The organism is Zoogloea ramigera, from assembly GCF_006539865.1.
Lineage (GTDB): Bacteria > Pseudomonadota > Gammaproteobacteria > Burkholderiales > Rhodocyclaceae > Zoogloea > Zoogloea ramigera.
Genome location: NZ_BJNV01000050.1, coordinates 1 through 15543, shown reverse-complemented (window position 1 = coordinate 15543; position 15543 = coordinate 1). Strand labels below are relative to the sequence as shown.

The 15543-nt window shown below is 69.7% G+C and carries 14 protein-coding genes and 1 pseudogene; 9 read left to right on the top strand and 6 right to left on the bottom strand.

The genetic code is table 11. The features are described from left to right. Positions 1–2 precede the first annotated feature (2 nt). The 9 genes from ZRA01_RS13920 (at position 3) to ZRA01_RS13880 (ending at position 8936) form a co-directional block, all read left to right on the top strand. Positions 3–962: a TonB family protein gene (locus ZRA01_RS13920; RefSeq protein ID WP_141353222.1), complete on the top strand. Its 960-nt coding sequence runs from the start codon at positions 3–5 to the stop codon at positions 960–962. A gap of 7 nt (positions 963–969) precedes the next feature. Continuing rightward, positions 970–1662, top strand: coding sequence for a monofunctional biosynthetic peptidoglycan transglycosylase (gene mtgA / locus ZRA01_RS13915; RefSeq protein ID WP_141353220.1), 693 nt, complete (start codon positions 970–972; stop codon positions 1660–1662). A 224-nt stretch (positions 1663–1886) separates the two neighbouring features. Beyond that, positions 1887–2915 (top strand): tRNA dihydrouridine synthase DusB, encoded by a 1029-nt coding sequence (gene dusB / locus ZRA01_RS13910; protein ID WP_141353218.1) that lies wholly within the window; start codon positions 1887–1889, stop codon positions 2913–2915. Beyond that, positions 2912–3151 carry a helix-turn-helix domain-containing protein gene (locus ZRA01_RS13905; protein ID WP_141353216.1) on the top strand — a complete coding sequence of 80 codons (240 nt, stop codon included), beginning with the start codon at positions 2912–2914 and terminating at the stop codon, positions 3149–3151. Before dusB ends, ZRA01_RS13905 begins: the two co-directional genes overlap by 4 nt. 53 nt (positions 3152–3204) lie before the next feature. Continuing rightward, positions 3205–4773, top strand: coding sequence for a bifunctional phosphoribosylaminoimidazolecarboxamide formyltransferase/IMP cyclohydrolase (purH, locus tag ZRA01_RS13900; RefSeq protein ID WP_141353214.1), 1569 nt, complete (start codon positions 3205–3207; stop codon positions 4771–4773). 13 nt (positions 4774–4786) lie between these two features. Next, complete coding sequence (gene purD, locus ZRA01_RS13895; RefSeq protein WP_141353212.1) at positions 4787–6076, top strand: phosphoribosylamine--glycine ligase; 1290 nt, start codon at positions 4787–4789, stop codon at positions 6074–6076. A 4-nt stretch (positions 6077–6080) separates the two neighbouring features. Then, positions 6081–6446, top strand: a complete 366-nt coding sequence (locus ZRA01_RS13890) for a 5-carboxymethyl-2-hydroxymuconate Delta-isomerase (protein WP_141353210.1) — start codon at positions 6081–6083, stop codon at positions 6444–6446. A gap of 53 nt (positions 6447–6499) precedes the next feature. After that, positions 6500–7408: an oxygen-dependent coproporphyrinogen oxidase gene (hemF, locus tag ZRA01_RS13885; RefSeq protein WP_141353208.1), complete on the top strand. Its 909-nt coding sequence runs from the start codon at positions 6500–6502 to the stop codon at positions 7406–7408. Between the two features lie 55 nt (positions 7409–7463). Further along, positions 7464–8936, top strand: coding sequence for a PepSY-associated transmembrane domain-containing protein (locus ZRA01_RS13880; RefSeq protein WP_141353206.1), 1473 nt, complete (start codon positions 7464–7466; stop codon positions 8934–8936). 47 nt (positions 8937–8983) lie between these two features. Here the strand turns inward: ZRA01_RS13880 and ZRA01_RS13875 are convergent, their stop codons facing one another. From ZRA01_RS13875 to ZRA01_RS13850, 6 genes and pseudogenes are all read right to left on the bottom strand, one after another. After that, positions 8984–11143, bottom strand: a complete 2160-nt coding sequence (locus ZRA01_RS13875; RefSeq protein ID WP_141353203.1) for a TonB-dependent receptor — start codon at positions 11141–11143, stop codon at positions 8984–8986. 152 nt (positions 11144–11295) lie between these two features. Next, a complete protein-coding gene (gene ahpC, locus ZRA01_RS13870; RefSeq protein WP_141353200.1) occupies positions 11296–11859 on the bottom strand; it encodes an alkyl hydroperoxide reductase subunit C in 564 nt (187 codons plus the stop codon). A 199-nt stretch (positions 11860–12058) separates the two neighbouring features. Then, positions 12059–13234: a heme biosynthesis HemY N-terminal domain-containing protein gene (locus ZRA01_RS13865; protein WP_141353198.1), complete on the bottom strand. Its 1176-nt coding sequence runs from the start codon at positions 13232–13234 to the stop codon at positions 12059–12061. 8 nt (positions 13235–13242) lie between these two features. Next, positions 13243–14340, bottom strand: a complete 1098-nt coding sequence (locus tag ZRA01_RS13860) for a uroporphyrinogen-III C-methyltransferase (RefSeq protein WP_246093677.1) — start codon at positions 14338–14340, stop codon at positions 13243–13245. A gap of 10 nt (positions 14341–14350) precedes the next feature. Continuing rightward, entirely contained in the window at positions 14351–15142 is a 792-nt protein-coding gene (locus ZRA01_RS13855; RefSeq protein WP_141353196.1) for a uroporphyrinogen-III synthase, read from the bottom strand. A 3-nt stretch (positions 15143–15145) separates the two neighbouring features. Beyond that, positions 15146–15543, bottom strand: a pseudogene (locus ZRA01_RS13850) (hydroxymethylbilane synthase); the annotation flags it as partial.

The window sequence follows — 15543 nt, the reverse complement described above, 5'->3', positions numbered from 1 at the left end:
TCATGCAGGCCCCGCTCAAGCAGCCCACCGCCCAGCCAGCCCCTCCCGCCCCGTCCGGGCTGGGGGGTGGTTTCGCCTGGCCGACCTTCACCGGCGCCACGGCACGCTACGCCCTCGAATGGGGGGTTGGCCTGTCGCTGGCGCTGCATGCCCTGCTGCTGTCCATCCACTTCGTGATGCCGGACCCGGACCAGTTCAAGGGCAAGAGCAAGGGCCTGGAGGTGGTGCTGGTCAACTCACGCCACGCCCAGCGCCCCGACCAGGCAGATCTCCTCGCCCAGACCAACCTCGACGGCGGCGGCACCAACGACAAGCACAAGGCCAACCTGGCTACGCCGCTGCCGCCCCAGGAACAATCCCGGCTCGGCGACGGCCTCGTCGAGGCCCAGCGCCGCAGCGAGCAGGCCCAGGCGCCCCAGATGCAGGCCATGACGGCCAAGCGCGGCAAGACCGCCATCGCCGTCGACACCCAGCAGGTCACCCCCAGCGAAGCGCCGCGCCAGGTCTCGGGCTATGACCTGATGGACAGCGCCGCCGCAGTGGCGCGCATCGAGGCCCAGATCGACAAGGACCTCATGGACTACGCCTCGCGGCCGCGCAAGAAGTTCATCGGCGCCCGCACCCAGGAATACCGCTTCGCCCAGTACGCCGAAGACTGGCGCCAGAAGATCGAGCGCGTCGGCACCCTCAACTACCCCGAGGCCGCCCGCGGCAAGCTCTACGGCAGCCTGCTGCTGTCGGTCACCATCGGCGCCGACGGCAACGTGCATAACATCGAGATCCAGCGCTCCTCCGGCCACAAGGTGCTCGACGAGGCCGCCCGCCGCATCGTCCAGCTGGCTGCCCCCTACCCCGCCTTCCCGCCGGACATCCGCAAGGACACCGACGTGATCGAGATCACCCGTACCTGGACCTTCACCAACGCCGACATGGTCAAGACCAGCTCCCGGGACAAGGATTGATGCGCCCATGACCCGCCTGTGGCACTGGATTCGCCGCGGCCTGCTGGCGGTCGTGCTGCTGTTCCTGGCCTACCAGCTGTGGTTCCTCGGCCACGTACTGTGGTGGAAATGGGTGCCCCCCGCCGAGACCAGCTTCATGAGCCTGCGCCTCGACGAGCTCACAGGCAGCAAGCCCGACGCCGAGCTGCATTACCGCTGGGTTCCGTACGAGCAGATCTCGATCCACCTCAAGCGGGCGGTGATCGCCGCCGAGGACGACAAGTTCATCGACCACGAGGGCTTCGACTGGGAAGGCATCCAGAAGGCCATCGAGAAGAACCAGAAGAAGGGCCGCATGGTGGCCGGCGGCTCGACGATCAGCCAGCAGCTGGCCAAGAACCTGTTCCTGTCGCCCTCGCGCAGCTACTTCCGCAAGGCCGAGGAGGCCATCATCACGGTGATGATCGAAGCCCTGTGGGACAAGCGGCGCATCCTCGAGGTCTATCTCAACGTGGTCGAATGGGGCAACGGCATCTTCGGCTGCGAGGCCGCCGCCCAGCGCTACTACCGCATCCCGGCCGCCCAGCTCGCACCCGCCCAGGCCGCCCGGCTGGCGGTGATGCTGCCCAACCCGCGCAAGTACGAAAAGAGCTACGGCCCCCGCCTGGCCGCCCACGCCGCACGCATCCAGGGCCGCATGCAGTACTCCGAAGTGCCGTAGAAGATTTAGGCCCCCCCGGCGGCGCCGCTACGCGCCGACACCGACCAAAAGGGCTACACGGAAGCCTGGCGCTTCCTGGCACCCCCGAAACGGCCGGGCTGCGTCTTCGAGGTGCGGGTTCGCTCTTCAGAGCCTCGCCGCGCCGGGATTCCGCCGCATCGGCCCCTGCCCGAAAAATGGGCAATGGAGTAGAATGGCGCGCTTTTCCCCCGCCGTACAAGCCGATGCAATTCGCCGGATTCACCTTGCGAAACAATCTGTTCGTCGCGCCCATGGCCGGCGTGACCGACCGCCCCTTCCGCCAGCTCTGCAAGAAGATGGGCGCCGGGCTCGCCGTCTCCGAGATGGTCACCTCCAACTCGCTGCTCTACGGCAGCGCCAAGACCCAGCGGCGCGCCAACCACGACGGCGAGGTTGATCCGATCTCCGTGCAGATCGCCGGCGCCGACCCGGCCATGATGGCCGAAGCCGCCCGCCACAACATCGACCGTGGCGCCCAGATCATCGACATCAACATGGGCTGCCCGGCCAAGAAGGTCTGCAACGTGATGGCCGGTTCCGCGCTGATGCAAGACGAGCCGCTGGTCGCCCGCATCCTCGAGGCCGTCGTTGGCGCCGCCGGCAACACGCCGGTCACGCTCAAGTTCCGCACCGGCTGGAACAAGGCCAACAAGAACGCCGCCATCATCGCCCGCATCGCCGAAGAGTCCGGCATCCAGCTGATCGCCATCCACGGCCGCACCCGCGCCTGCATGTACACCGGCGACGCCGAATACGACACCATCGCCGACGTAAAGAGCCGCGTGCGCATCCCGCTGATCGCAAACGGCGACATCACCACGCCGCAAAAGGCCAAGTTCGTGCTCGACTACACCGGCGCCGACGGCGTGATGGTCGGCCGCGCGGCCCAGGGCCGGCCGTGGATCTTCCGCGAGATCGACCACTTCCTCAAGACCGGCACCGAGCTCCCGCCGCCGCTGGTCTCCGAGATCCTGCAGGTGTGCCGCGACCACCTCGCCGACCTCTACGCCTTCTACGGCGAAGACACCGGCGTCAAGATCGCCCGCAAGCACATCAGCTGGTACACCAAGGGCCTCGTCGGCTCGGCCCAGTTCCGCAAGACCATGAACACCCTGCCCACCGTCCAGGCCCAGCTGGCCGCCGTCGACGAATTCTTCGGCAACCTGGCCGACCGGGACAGCCGCCTGGTCTATGCCGAACCCGAAGAATTCCCCCAGGAGCTTGCAGCATGAGCAGCACCAGCAATGACATCGCCGACTCGGTCTGCCGTGCCCTCGACACCTATTTCCGCGACCTCGACGGCGAGAAGCCGAACGCCCTTTACGCGATGGTGATCAAGAACGTCGAGAAGCCGATGCTCGAATTCGTCCTCAAGCAGGCCGGCGGCAACCAGACCCTCTGCGCAGAGATGCTCGGCATCAACCGCAACACCCTGCGCCGCAAGCTGTCCGAACACGAACTGCTTTGATCCTTTTCCCGTAATTTCAGCGCCGCCCAGCCGCGGCCTCTCAGAGAAGCCCCATGAAAGTCACCCAAGCCCTGCTCAGCGTCTCCGACAAGACCGGCGTCGTCGAATTCGCCCGCGAACTGTCTGCCCTCGGCGTCAATCTGCTGTCCACCGGCGGCACCGCCAAGTCGCTCCGCGACGCCGGCCTGCCGGTCACCGACGTGTCCGACTACACCGGCTTCCCCGAGATGCTCGACGGCCGCGTGAAAACCCTGCACCCCAAGGTGCACGGCGGCATCCTCGCCCGCCGCGACCTGCCCGAGCACCTGGCCAAGCTCGACGAGCACGCCATTCCGCGCATCGACCTCGTGGTGGTCAACCTCTACCCCTTCCAGGCCACCGTCGCCAAACCCGACTGCAGCCTCGAGGACGCCATCGAAAACATCGACATCGGCGGCCCGACCATGGTCCGCGCGGCGGCCAAGAACCACGGCAACGAAATGGGCGGCGTCGGCATCGTGACCGACCCGGCCGACTACGCCGGCATCATCGCCGAACTCAAGGCCAACGGCGGCGCGCTCAGCTACAAGACCCGCTTCGACCTCGCCCGCAGCGCCTTCACCCACACTGCCCGCTACGACGCGGCGATCTCCAACCACCTCACCGCGCTGGCCGACGACGGCAGCAAGATGGCCTACCCGGAGCGCTTCCAGCTGGCCTTCGACAAGGTGCAGGACCTCCGCTACGGCGAGAACCCCCACCAGTCCGCCGCCTTCTACCGCGAATCCAGCGCCCCCGCCGGCGCCATCGCCGCCTACACCCAGGTGCAGGGCAAGGAGCTGTCGTACAACAACATCGCCGACTCCGACGCGGCGTGGGAATGCGTGAAGGCCTTCGACGGCGTGGCGTGCGTGATCGTCAAGCACGCCAACCCCTGCGGCGTGGCCGTGGCCGCCAGCCCCCTCGAAGCCTATAAAAAGGCCTTCTCCACCGACCCCACCTCGGCCTTCGGCGGCATCATCGCCTTCAACACCACCGTCGACCGCGCCGCCGCCGAAGCCGTCAGCGCCCAGTTCCTCGAGGTGCTGATCGCCCCCGCCTACACCGACGAAGCCCTCGAGCTCCTCAAGGCCAAGCAGAACGTCCGCGTCCTGATCGTTCCGCTGGGCACCGTCAAGCAGCCCGACTACAAGCGCGTCGGCGGCGGCCTGCTGGTGCAGAGCGCCGACTTCGCCCCGATCACCGCGGCCGACCTCAAGGTCGTCACCCAGCGCGCGCCCACCGACAAGGAGCTCTCCGACCTCCTGTTCGCCTGGCGCGTCGCCAAGTACGTCAAGTCCAACGCCATCGTGTATTGCAAGGACGGCATGACCATCGGCGTCGGCGCAGGCCAGATGAGCCGCGTGGATTCTGCCCGCATCGCCAAGATCAAGGCCGAGAACGCCGGCCTCGTGATCCCCGGCTGCGTGGTGGCCTCGGACGCCTTCTTCCCGTTCCGTGACGGCCTCGACGTGCTGGCCCAGGCCGGCGCCACCGCCGTCATCCAGCCAGGTGGCTCGATGCGCGACGCCGAAGTCATCGCCGCCGCCGACGAGCAGGGCATCGCCATGGTCCTCACCGGCTTCCGCCACTTCCGTCACTGATCACGACCCATCCATGAAGATCCTCGTCATCGGCTCCGGCGGCCGCGAACACGCCCTGGCCTGGAAGCTCTCCCGCTCGCCCCGTGTCCACAAGGTTTTCGTCGCGCCGGGCAACCCCGGCACCGCCCGTGAGCCGGGCGTCGAGAACGTGGCCATCAGCGCCATCCCGGCGCTGATCGACTTCGTGCGGGCCGAGCAGATCGCCCTCACCGTGGTGGGCCCCGAGGCGCCGCTGGCCGCCGGCGTCGTGGATGCCTTCCGCGCCGCCGGGCTGCCGATCTTCGGGCCGACCCGGCTCGCCGCCCAGCTCGAAAGCTCCAAGGACTTCGCCAAACAGTTCCTGCTGCGCCACAAGATCCCGACGGCGAAGTACCAGACCTTCTCCGACCCCGCCGCAGCCCACGCTTATGTTGACGCCGAGGGCGCGCCGATCGTCATCAAGGCCGACGGCCTCGCCGCCGGCAAGGGCGTGGTGGTGGCAATGAGCCTGGCCGAAGCCCACGAGGCCATCGACGCCATGCTCACCCACAACACCCTGGGCGTGCAGTACGACGAGCGCGGCCCGCGGGTCGTGATCGAGGAGTTCATGGACGGCGAGGAAGCCAGCTTCATCGTGATGGCCGACGGCCGCCACGCGCTGCCGCTGGCCACCTCGCAAGACCACAAGCGCCTGCGTGACGCCGACCAGGGCCCCAACACCGGCGGCATGGGCGCGTACTCGCCGGCCCCGGTGGTCACGCCCGAAGTGCACGCCCGCGCGATGCGCGAGATCATCATGCCGACCCTCGTCGGCATGGCCGCCGAAGGCCTGCCCTACACCGGCTTCCTGTACGCCGGCCTGATGATCGACGCCAAGGGCGCGCCCCGCGTGGTCGAGTTCAACTGCCGCATGGGCGACCCCGAAACCCAGCCGATCATGATGCGGCTCAAGTCCGACCTCGTCGACCTCGTCGAAGCCGCCGTCGCCGGCAAGCTCGACAAGGTCGAGGCCGAATGGGACCGCCGCTTCGCCCTCGGCGTGGTGATGGCCGCCGCCGGCTACCCCGACAGCCCGCGCAAGGGCGACGCCATCCACGGCCTGCCCGCCACCTCGGCTGAAGACGCCCACGTCTTCCACGCCGGTACCACCGAAGAGGGCGGCGAGATCCGCACCAGCGGCGGCCGCGTGCTGTGCGTCACGGCCCTCGGCGACAACGTGAGGAGCGCCCAGAAGCGCGCCTACGAGCAGGTGGACCAGATCCACTTCGACGGCATGCAGTGCCGCCGTGACATCGGCTACCGGGCCGTCGGCCGCAAGGGCTAACCCCATGCCGCACCTGCGCATCGAGTACAGCACCAACATCGCCGGCCGCTTCGACCCGGCGCTGCTGGTGCAGGTCACCGCCGACGTGCTGGTGGCCAGCGGCGTGTTCAGCCCGCCCGATGCCATCAAGGTGCGGCTGATCCCGGTCGAGCACTTCCGGGTCGGCAGCGGCGCCGACCACGGCTTCATCCACGCCGGGCTGGCGCTCCTGTCCGGCCGCGACGGCGACACCAGGCAGAGCCTCACCGTTGCGCTGGTCGACGCCATCGCCCCCCTCGTCGGGCCCGGCCCCCAGGTCGTGCAGATCACCTCCGAGGCCCGCGACATGGACCGCGACACCTACTCGAAGCGCGTCCTCCCCGGCGCCTGACCTACCCCTGTGCCGGCCCGCAGCCGGCGCGTTTTCATCCCCGGAGCCTCCCCATGCCTGACCGCGCCGCCGTCAAAGCCTACCTCCTCGACCTCCAGGCGCGCATCGTAGCCCGCCTCGAAGCCTTCGACGGCAAGCCCTTCCGCACCGACAGCTGGACGCGCCCGGCCGGTGGCGGCGGCCTCACCCGGCTGATCGAGGAGGGCAACTTCTTCGAGCGCGGCGGCTGCAACTTCTCCCACGTGATGGGCGAAGGCCTGCCCCCCTCCGCCACCGCCGCCCGGCCCGAACTTGCCGGCCGCAGCTACGAGGCGATGGGCGTCTCGCTGGTCCTCCACCCGCGCAACCCCTACTGCCCCACGGTGCACATGAACGTGCGCTTCTTCATCGCCTCGGCGCCGGGCAAGGACGACGTGTGGTGGTTCGGCGGCGGCATGGACCTCACGCCCTACTACCCCTTCGAAGAAGACGTCCGCCACTTCCACGCCACCTGCAAGGCCGCCGTGCTGCCCTGGGGCGAGGCCGAGTACCAGCGCCTCAAGGACTGGTGCGACCGCTATTTCTTCCTCAAGCACCGCAATGAGCCCCGTGGCGTCGGCGGCCTGTTCTTCGACGACCACGGCGCCGACGGCCAGGTGGATTTCGACACCGCCTTCGCGATGACCCGCAGCGTCGGCGACGCCTTCCTGCCGGCCTACCTGCCCATCATCGAACGCCGCCAGGGCACCGCCTACGGCGAGCGGGAGCGCGACTTCCAGGCCTACCGCCGCGGCCGCTACGTCGAGTTCAACCTGGTCTTCGACCGGGGCACGCTGTTCGGCCTGCAGTCGGGCGGCCGCACCGAATCCATCCTGATGTCGATGCCGCCCATCGTCAAATGGCGCTACGACTGGCAGCCCGAGCCGGGCAGCCCCGAAGAGCTGCTTTACACCGACTACCTGGTGCACCGGGACTGGGCCTGACGCCCCCGGCGCAGGCCTCTCCACGCGGTGAGCCTGCACCTCACCCGGCCCGCCGATGAACGCCCGCTTGTTGCGCGTCCTCCACCTCACCCACCGCTGGCTCGGCACCGCCAGCGGGGTGCTGATCCTGGCCTGGTTCGTTTCCGGCCTGGTGATGCTCTACGTGCCCTTTCCCAAGCTCGACACCGACGAGCGCGTGAGCCGGCAAGCCGCGTTGCAGCCCGACGCCCTCGCCGTGAGCCCGGCCCAGGCCGCCGCGGCCTGCCCGGGCAAGCTCCGCGGCGCACGGCTGGCGATGGCTGCGGGGCGCCCCGTTTACCATTTCAGCGGCGCGGACGCCGCCTGCAGCGCGTGGGCCGACACCGGCGAGGCGGTCATCGTGACGCCAGAACTGGCCCTGGCCAGCGCCCAGGCTTTCATGCCAGGCGCGAAGCTGGGCACGATCGAGCCCACCCTGCGCGACCAATGGACGATCTACAGCACCTACCGGCCCCACCGGCCGCTGTTGCGCATCCCCGTCGACGACGCCGCCGGCAGCGTGGTCTACGTCTCGTCCCGCAGCGGCGAGGTGGTGGCCCGTACCACCCGCTTCGAGCGCGGCTGGAGCTGGCTCGGCACCGTGCCCCACTGGCTCTACTTCACACCCCTGCGCGGCGACGACACCACCCTGTGGCGCCAGCTGGTGCTGTGGCTGCCGCCCCTGGCCCTGCTCACGGTGGGCGCCGGCCTGGCCCTCGGCCTCCAGCGCCTGCGCCTGCGGCACCGCTATCCGCGGGGGCAGATCACGCCCTACCGGGGCTGGAAGCGCTGGCACCACCTGCTCGGCCTCGGCGTCGGCAGCCTGACCTTCACCTGGCTGCTGTCCGGCTGGCTGTCGAACCATCCCTTCGGACTGCTGGAATTCAGCGGACTGCCGAAGGGTGCCGCCCAGCGCCTGGCAGGCATCGCCTTCAGCCCCCCCGAAAACCTGACCTTGCTGAAGCGCCAGCTCGCCGCCGCCCCCGGCGGGCGCGAGGCCGAGTGGTACCGCTTCGGCGGCCGGCATTACCTCGAGGTACGCAGCCCGGACGGCAGCCAACGCCTCGACGACCAGGCCCGCCTGGCGCCGCCCATCCCGCCCGAAACCCTCGCCAGCATGATCGCGGCGATCGAAGGCCAGCCGGTGGCGCAGGCCGAGCTGATCCACGAGGCCGACCTCTACCACTACGGCCGGCGCAACCCCGTGGTGCTGCCGGCCGTGCGCATCCGCCTCGCCGACCCGGAGGAAACCACCTGGTATCTCGACCCCGCCAGCGGCCGCGTGCTGGGCCGGGTGGACGCCGCCAACCGCCTCCACCGCTGGGTCTTCAACGGCCTGCACCGGCTGGACTTCCCGCCCCTCGGCGCGCTGCCGGCCCTGCGCGAGGGCCTCATCACCGTGCTGTGCCTGCTCGGCGCAGCGCTTGCCACCAGCGGCTGCGTGATGGGTGTGCGGCGGCTGCGGCGCAGGCGCCCCTCTCAAGGAAACGCCAGGCCAGACCAGGTTTGATTGCTCTCCACGGGGGGCGGGTTGGGCGAAGCCCGGCCGAGGGGCGCTCAGTAGCCGACCCGCAGCGACACCCGCAGGCTGCGCAGTTCGGCCGGATGGGTGTGGATGCCCTCCACCGGCCGCGCCTCGCCCCGAAGTTGGGAGGCGTAGTAGTAGTCGATGTCACTCACCCGGCGGTCGAACAGGTTGAGCACCTCGACGCTAAGGCTGCTCCCGGAGCCCAGCCGGTAGCCGAGCCGGGCATTGACCAGCATGGACGCCCGCGAGCGGACCGTGTTGTCCTCGACCAGCGCCCGTGGGCCGAAATAGCGCAGGCGCAGCCCGGCCGTCCAGCGGGCGTGGCTGTCATAGGTGGCGCCGGCCGAGAAGCTCTTCTCCAGCGCGCCGGGGACATGCCTGCCACCGGCCAGGGCTGGCGCGGCGCCGGTGTAGCGGGCGCGGGACAGGGCGAGGTCGGCGTCGACGATGAGCGCAGGCGTCGGCGTCCAGTAGTTGGCCCATTCGATGCCGCTGCGGCGGCTCGGAAAGCTCGGCTCGGTGCTCCCCGCGTCGCCCACGAAAACCAGCTCGGAGCCCAGATCCAGCCGCCACAGGGCCAGCGCGCTGTGCAGGCCGGGCACGATCGCGCTGCGCACGCCGAGTTCGTAGCCCCTTGCCCGCACCAGTGGCGTGACCGGGCGCACCGGGCTGAGGTAGCCCGGGTCGCGGGGGTCGGGATTGAGCCGGGTGGTCGTACCACGGGCGTCATTGCTGTGAAAGCCGAAGCCCAGGTTGGCGTAATACTCGGTCTTCGCCCACGGCCCGAGGATCAGCGCCAGCTTGGGGCTCGTGATGTGGTCCTGCGCCTTGCCCGAGTTCTGCGCCAAGCTGCTGTCCACGTCGAAGTGGTAGTGATCACTGCGCAGACCGACGATGCTGCGAAGCTTGTCGTGCCACTGGACCTGCGCCTCGCCGAACAAGCCGATGCTCGACTGCGCGACCTTGTCGTTACGGATCGCCAGGTAATCCTGGCGCGCCGACGACAGGCCCAGCGCGACCCTGTCGATACTGTCGTGGCGCACCTGCACACCGAGCGTGAAGTCTGCAGGCCGCCCCGCCAACGCGCCAAACCCGCTGTGGGCCACATCGAGGCCATACACCTTGCGCCGGTCGGCCTGGTGGAACTGGTCGCCCCGCTGGCAGCTGCCCGTCAGGGCCATGTCATTGAGGCAGAAGCTGAAATCCGACCACAGATCCAGGCTGTAGTCGATCGCGTAGGCATTGAGGCGGGTCCAGCCCCGGGCATCACGCCCGGACCATTCGCCCGACAGGCTGCTGCGGCGCGTGTGCCCGCCGTCGGTGGCGTTGAGGTTGCCGAAGCGGCCGATCTGGCCGGCATCGATGGCCCGCTGGGGCACCTGGTCGGTGGCATTCCAGCGCGCGCGGTAGGCCATCGCCGCCACCGACCAGCCATTGTCCCGCGAGCCCTGGCTGAGGCGCAGCAGCCCGTTGAGCCGGGCAAGGTTTTCGGGGAGCGCCCAGGGGCCGTCGTTGGCGGTCCACTCCAGCGCGTACAGCAGGTTTCTGCCGTCGAGGTCGGGCGAACCTGCCAGCAGCCCGCGCCGGTAGCCTCGCTCGCCCAGCGTCACCTGGGCGAAGGGTGCTTCCAGCTTGCGGAAGTAATCGATGGTGGCCGAGCCGGCGGCGGCGAAATCCCCCACGTCGGCGGCGTAGGGGCCCTTTCGGTACTGCATCCGCTCGACCAGCTCCGGGATCAGAAACTGCAGGTCCGAATAGCCCTGCCCGTGGGCGTGGGTCGGCAGATTGACCGGCATCCCCAGCACCCGGGTGGAAAAGTCGGTGCCGTGGTCCAGGTTGAAGCCGCGCAGGTAGTACTGGTTGGCCTTGCCGTCACCGCTGTGCTGGGACACGATCAGGCCGGGGATCAGCTCCAGCACCTCGGCGGGCCGCAGCAGCGGGCGGTGCTCGAGCTGGCGGGCACTGACCGTGCCTTCCGTCGCCGCCCCAGCCAGGCCGATCAGGCCCTCCTCGGAGCCGCCACCGACCACGACGGTTTCGAGGGTCGGGATGCCTCCCGCCAGCGCCCAGCCGGGCGTCAGGCAACCAGCGAGCGCGAGAACCACAAAAACCCGGGCACCGAGCCCCGCGCCGCACAGCAGCGAGCCGCCGATACGGAGCGCGCTTGACCCCAGGGCAGAGACAGACATGTCGGCAAGACTTGTATGATCAAATTACTTTTCATCATACAGCGCTTCAGGACAGATCGAGCCTACCGGTGCCCAAAACACGAACGCCCGGGCTCCAGGGGAGCACCGGGCGTTCGTCGCACGCGCCAGGGCGTGCTATTCAGGCGGGCAGATTAGATTTTGCCGACCAGATCCAGCGAGGGCTTCAGGGTCTCGGCGCCTTCGGTCCACTTGGCCGGGCACACTTCGCCCGGGTGGGAGGCGACGTACTGGGCAGCCTTGACCTTGCGCAGCAGCTCGGAAGCGTCACGGCCGATGCCCAGATCGTGGATCTCGGCAACCTTGATCTGGCCTTCGGGGTTCACCACGAAGGTGCCACGCAGCGCCAGGCCGGCTTCTTCGATCATCACGTCGAAACCACGGGTGATGGCGCCGGTCGGGTCGCCGATCATCGGGTAGGTGATCTTCTTGATCGTTTCGGAGGCGTCGGCCCAGGCCTTGTGGGTGAAGTGGGTGTCGGTGGAGACGGAGTAAACCTCGACGCCCAGCTTTTGGAATTCGGGGTACAGATCGGCCATGTCGCCGAGCTCGGTCGGGCAGACGAAGGTGAAGTCAGCCGGGTAGAAGAAGAACACGGACCACTTGCCCTTGACATCGGCTTCGGTGAGTTCGACGAACTTGCCGTTGTGGAAGGCGGAGGCTTTGAACGGTTTGATTTCAGTATTGATCAGGGACATAGCGTTTCCTTCACTGGTTGGGTTGTGGAGCTGACATCATAGGCCGGGCCATCGTATCGTTCAAATTGATTAATAGAATGGTCCGGATTGCTAAAAACTATCACCTACCCTGCCTCGACCGGGGCAGGATGGGCGCCCGATCGAATCATATATTTTATTCCGCCCGCGTGAAGGATGGAAGACCGGCGCCCCGGCCGGCTCAGCCGCGAGCCTGCTCGGCCGCGGCCCGGTAATGCCGGTTGGCGGCGTCGGTGCGATCCATGCGCTCGGCCAGATGGGCCAGCTCCACGTGGGCTTCCCAGCTCGGCGCGATGGCCAGCGATGCCTCGAGGTAGCTCTCGGCCTTGCCCCACAGCTGAGACTGCACGCACAGCCGGCCGAGGCTCAGCAGGAGCTGCGGGTCGCGGGGCTGGCGCTTCAGCCAGTCTTCGGCGCAGGCCAGGCGGGCCCGCACGTCGCCGCCCTCGCAGCGGCCGTACAGCCCGGCCAGCCGCGAATCCCAGGCGTGGGCGAGTTGCGTCTCGATGGCCTGCTGGGCCGCGCCGGTGTCGCCGGCGGCGATCAGGGCGCTGGCCAGGTCGGCGACCAGCCGGGCGTCCCGCTGCTCATCCCGGGGCAGGGCCTGCCAGTAGGCAGTCAGGGCCTGGGCATCGCCGGCACGCTGGCGCAGGCCCTCCTGGTGGGCACGGCGCTTGACCGGCTCGGCGAGCTCGGCCGACAAGGCCTTGACCTTCACCAGCTGGCGCACCAGCCGCACCGCCTCGCCCCAGTTGGCGGTGGCCTGGGCGGTGCGCAGGGCGAGACGCAGGGCCGCGATGTGACGCTGCCCGCCGGCCTGGAGCTCGGCAATGCGCTCGCTGGCCTCGTCGAAACGGCGGCCCTCGACGGCCAGCTTGGCCTCGGTCATCAGGCGCGCCACGCGGGTCTCGCCGTCATGCTCGGCAGCCTTGCCGAGCCAGTAACGATAGCGCTCGTCATCACGCAGGGATTCTGCGGCCTGGGCCGCCAGCAGGGCAGCGAGGCCGGGTGATTCGTTGGCCTCATAGGCCGCAGTGGCCTGCTTGAGAGCCTGACCGAAACGCCCTTCGATGCGCAGGCGCACCGCGTCGTAGATGGCCTGCGAGGCCCGCTCGCGGCTCTTGCGGGCGCGAAACTGTTGCACCGCCCGCGGCAGCGCCATCGTGCGGGCGACCAGCCGCGACAGCGAATAGGCCGCCGCAAAGGCGCCCACCAGCAGCAGGATGAGGAGGTTGAGGGAAATCTGGATGCGGTAGGGCGGCCACACCAGCAGGGCGTAGCCCTCGTTGTAGCGGCCGGCCACCGCCAGACCGGCGGCCAGTGCGAAGAGCCCGATCAACCACAGCAAACCACGCATGAGCGACCTCAGTTCTTCTTCGCCGGAGCGGGGTTGGCGGCGGGAGCCGGAGCGGCCGGGGCCACGTCGGCGCGCTGTTCGGGCTTGGCCTGCAGGGCGTGCAGGGCGACCTGGCTGGACTGCAGCGTCGGCAGCTCGACGCCCACCGGCACCGCCTGCAGCTCGGCGAGGTCGGCCTTGGCGGCCGCGGCGGCGGCGTTGCTGAGGTCGAAATAGCGCTCCAGCCATTCGCGGCTGATCCGCACGTCCTCGCGGAAGGTGTTGCCGTCGCGGGACAGCAGCGCCAGGCGGGCGTTCATGAGGCGCAGCTTGAGGTTTTCGCGCAGGAACACCGCGTTGCTCGGCGCCAGCAGCGCCGGGTCGGGGCGGTCCATGCGCTCGATGCGCAGGAGCTGGCTGAACTCGGCCCAGAAATCCGCCCACAGGCTCTTGAGCCACGATGGCGCGGCCTCGTCGGGCTTGACGCTGGCGGCGCGGGGCTTGGCCTCGAAGGCCAGCGGCAGGCGGTCGAGCCGGCCGATGAGGGTTTCGAGCTTGAGGGCGATGCCGGAAGAATCAACCTGGGGCAGCGCCTTGAGGGTGTCGAGGTCGGCGGCGATGGCCTTGCGCAGGGGCAGCCACTGGGGCCGGTCGACCGAGCCGAGGCGGGCGTCGGCGGCCTGCAGCGCGAACAGCGCGGCGTGCACGTTGCCGGCGAGCTGGAGCTGCTGGGCGGCGATGGCGACGGCCTGTTCGACCTCGGCCAGCACCCGGTCGTCCCGGCTGCGGGAGAACTCCTGGTACATGGCCTCGAGGGCGACCTGCTGGCCCTGGGATTCGGACAGCTTGGCGTCGAGGGCGCCGACCTTGCCCTGGAGGTCCTGGAGGTTTTCCTGGGCCTGCCGGGCGAGGGCGCGGGCCTCTTTGGCGGCGGTGTCACCGTCGGTGAGGCGGCGGGCCAGGTCTTCCTGGAGGTCGGCCAGGCGGCTGCGGGTCTCGACCCACTGCCAGCCCAGCAGGGCCAGCGCCACGGCGGCGATGATGACGGACGGACGACGCCAGGCAGACGGGCGCGGCTGCACCGGGCTGGCGGACTCGACGGGCGGGAGGCTGGGGATATCGCTCATGAGCAGGAGTTTAACCCGGATAGGCGCTGGGCTTGCCAGCGGCGAAGTGGGCGGCGAGGCCCTCGATGAGGCCCGTATCGCCGGGGCCGGTGAGCACCACCTGGGCAAAACCGCCCTCCCCGGCCGCCGCCGCGATGCGCGGGTGGGGCGCGAAGACCGGCACCGCCTTGAGCACCTCGGCCCCGGGCAGGGCGAGCAGGTGGGCCACGCCTTCGCTGCTGGTCAACGTGAGGGCGTCGAGGCGGCCAGTGCGGGCACGGTCGACGAGAATCGCCGGGTCGTCGGCGGGGCCGCCACGGTGGTAACAGCAGAGGTATTCGACCCGGGCGCCGCGGGCGGCGAGGGTGTCGCCGAGCAGATCACGGCCGCCGTCACCGCGCAGCACGAGCACCCGCCGGCCGGCCACCGCGTCGGCCTGGAAGGCCGGCAGGGCCAGCACCGCTTCGCTGTCGAAGCCGATCGAAGGGGCGATGACGCGGGTGAATCCCCGCTCGGCCAGCGCCGCCTCGCTGCCCTTGCCGACGGTCGCCACCTGCACGCCAGCGGGCCACGGGGCGACCGGCAGCATCGCATCCAGCGCCAAGCGGACGGCGTTGGGGCTGACGAAGAAGGCCAGCGAAAAATCGGCCAGCCGCCGGGCCATCGCCTGCAGCGGGGCCGGGTCGGCCACCGGGGCGATGGTGAGGAGCGGAAAGCACAGGGCCTCGGCGCCCAGGGCCGTGACGGCCGCGCACAGGCTGTCGGCCTGCCCGGCCGGGCGGGTGACGACGATGGTTCGCCCGGCGAGGGGCTGGCCGCCCATGACCTACAGGCTGGCGAGGATCTCGTCGGCGCCGTCGGCGCGCAGCATCTCGGCCAGCGCGAGGCCGAGGGCCTCCGGCTGGTCGATGGGGCCGCGGCGCTCGGCGCGGGCGATGCGGGAGCCGTCGGGCAGCGCCACGAAGCCACGCAGCCACAGCTCGCCGCCCTGCACCTCGGCATAGGCGCCCAGCGGCACTTCGCAACTGCCGGCCAGCGCGCGGGAGGTGGCGCGCTCGGCGCGCACGCAGGCGGCGGAGGCCGGGTCGGCGAGCGGGGCGATCCAGGCGGCGACCTCGGGCCGGTCGGACAGCGCCTCGATGCCCAGCGCGCCCTGGCCGGCGGCCGGCAGCGAGACCTCGGAGGGCAGCGTGCTGCGGATACGGCTGGCGAGCCCGAGGCGGG

Excerpts from the sequence above, each read along its gene's own strand:
- ZRA01_RS13920 (WP_141353222.1), top strand. The coding sequence starts at position 3 with ATGCAGGCCCCGCTCAAGCAGCCCACCGCCCAGCCAGCCCCTCCCGCC.
- mtgA (WP_141353220.1), top strand. The coding sequence starts at position 970 with ATGACCCGCCTGTGGCACTGGATTCGCCGCGGCCTGCTGGCGGTCGTG.
- dusB (WP_141353218.1), top strand. The coding sequence starts at position 1,887 with ATGCAATTCGCCGGATTCACCTTGCGAAACAATCTGTTCGTCGCGCCC.
- ZRA01_RS13905 (WP_141353216.1), top strand. The coding sequence starts at position 2,912 with ATGAGCAGCACCAGCAATGACATCGCCGACTCGGTCTGCCGTGCCCTC.
- purH (WP_141353214.1), top strand. The coding sequence starts at position 3,205 with ATGAAAGTCACCCAAGCCCTGCTCAGCGTCTCCGACAAGACCGGCGTC.
- purD (WP_141353212.1), top strand. The coding sequence starts at position 4,787 with ATGAAGATCCTCGTCATCGGCTCCGGCGGCCGCGAACACGCCCTGGCC.
- ZRA01_RS13890 (WP_141353210.1), top strand. The coding sequence starts at position 6,081 with ATGCCGCACCTGCGCATCGAGTACAGCACCAACATCGCCGGCCGCTTC.
- hemF (WP_141353208.1), top strand. The coding sequence starts at position 6,500 with ATGCCTGACCGCGCCGCCGTCAAAGCCTACCTCCTCGACCTCCAGGCG.
- ZRA01_RS13880 (WP_141353206.1), top strand. The coding sequence starts at position 7,464 with ATGAACGCCCGCTTGTTGCGCGTCCTCCACCTCACCCACCGCTGGCTC.
- ZRA01_RS13875 (WP_141353203.1), bottom strand. The coding sequence starts at position 11,143 with ATGTCTGTCTCTGCCCTGGGGTCAAGCGCGCTCCGTATCGGCGGCTCG.
- ahpC (WP_141353200.1), bottom strand. The coding sequence starts at position 11,859 with ATGTCCCTGATCAATACTGAAATCAAACCGTTCAAAGCCTCCGCCTTC.
- ZRA01_RS13865 (WP_141353198.1), bottom strand. The coding sequence starts at position 13,234 with ATGCGTGGTTTGCTGTGGTTGATCGGGCTCTTCGCACTGGCCGCCGGT.
- ZRA01_RS13860 (WP_246093677.1), bottom strand. The coding sequence starts at position 14,340 with ATGAGCGATATCCCCAGCCTCCCGCCCGTCGAGTCCGCCAGCCCGGTG.
- ZRA01_RS13855 (WP_141353196.1), bottom strand. The coding sequence starts at position 15,142 with ATGGGCGGCCAGCCCCTCGCCGGGCGAACCATCGTCGTCACCCGCCCG.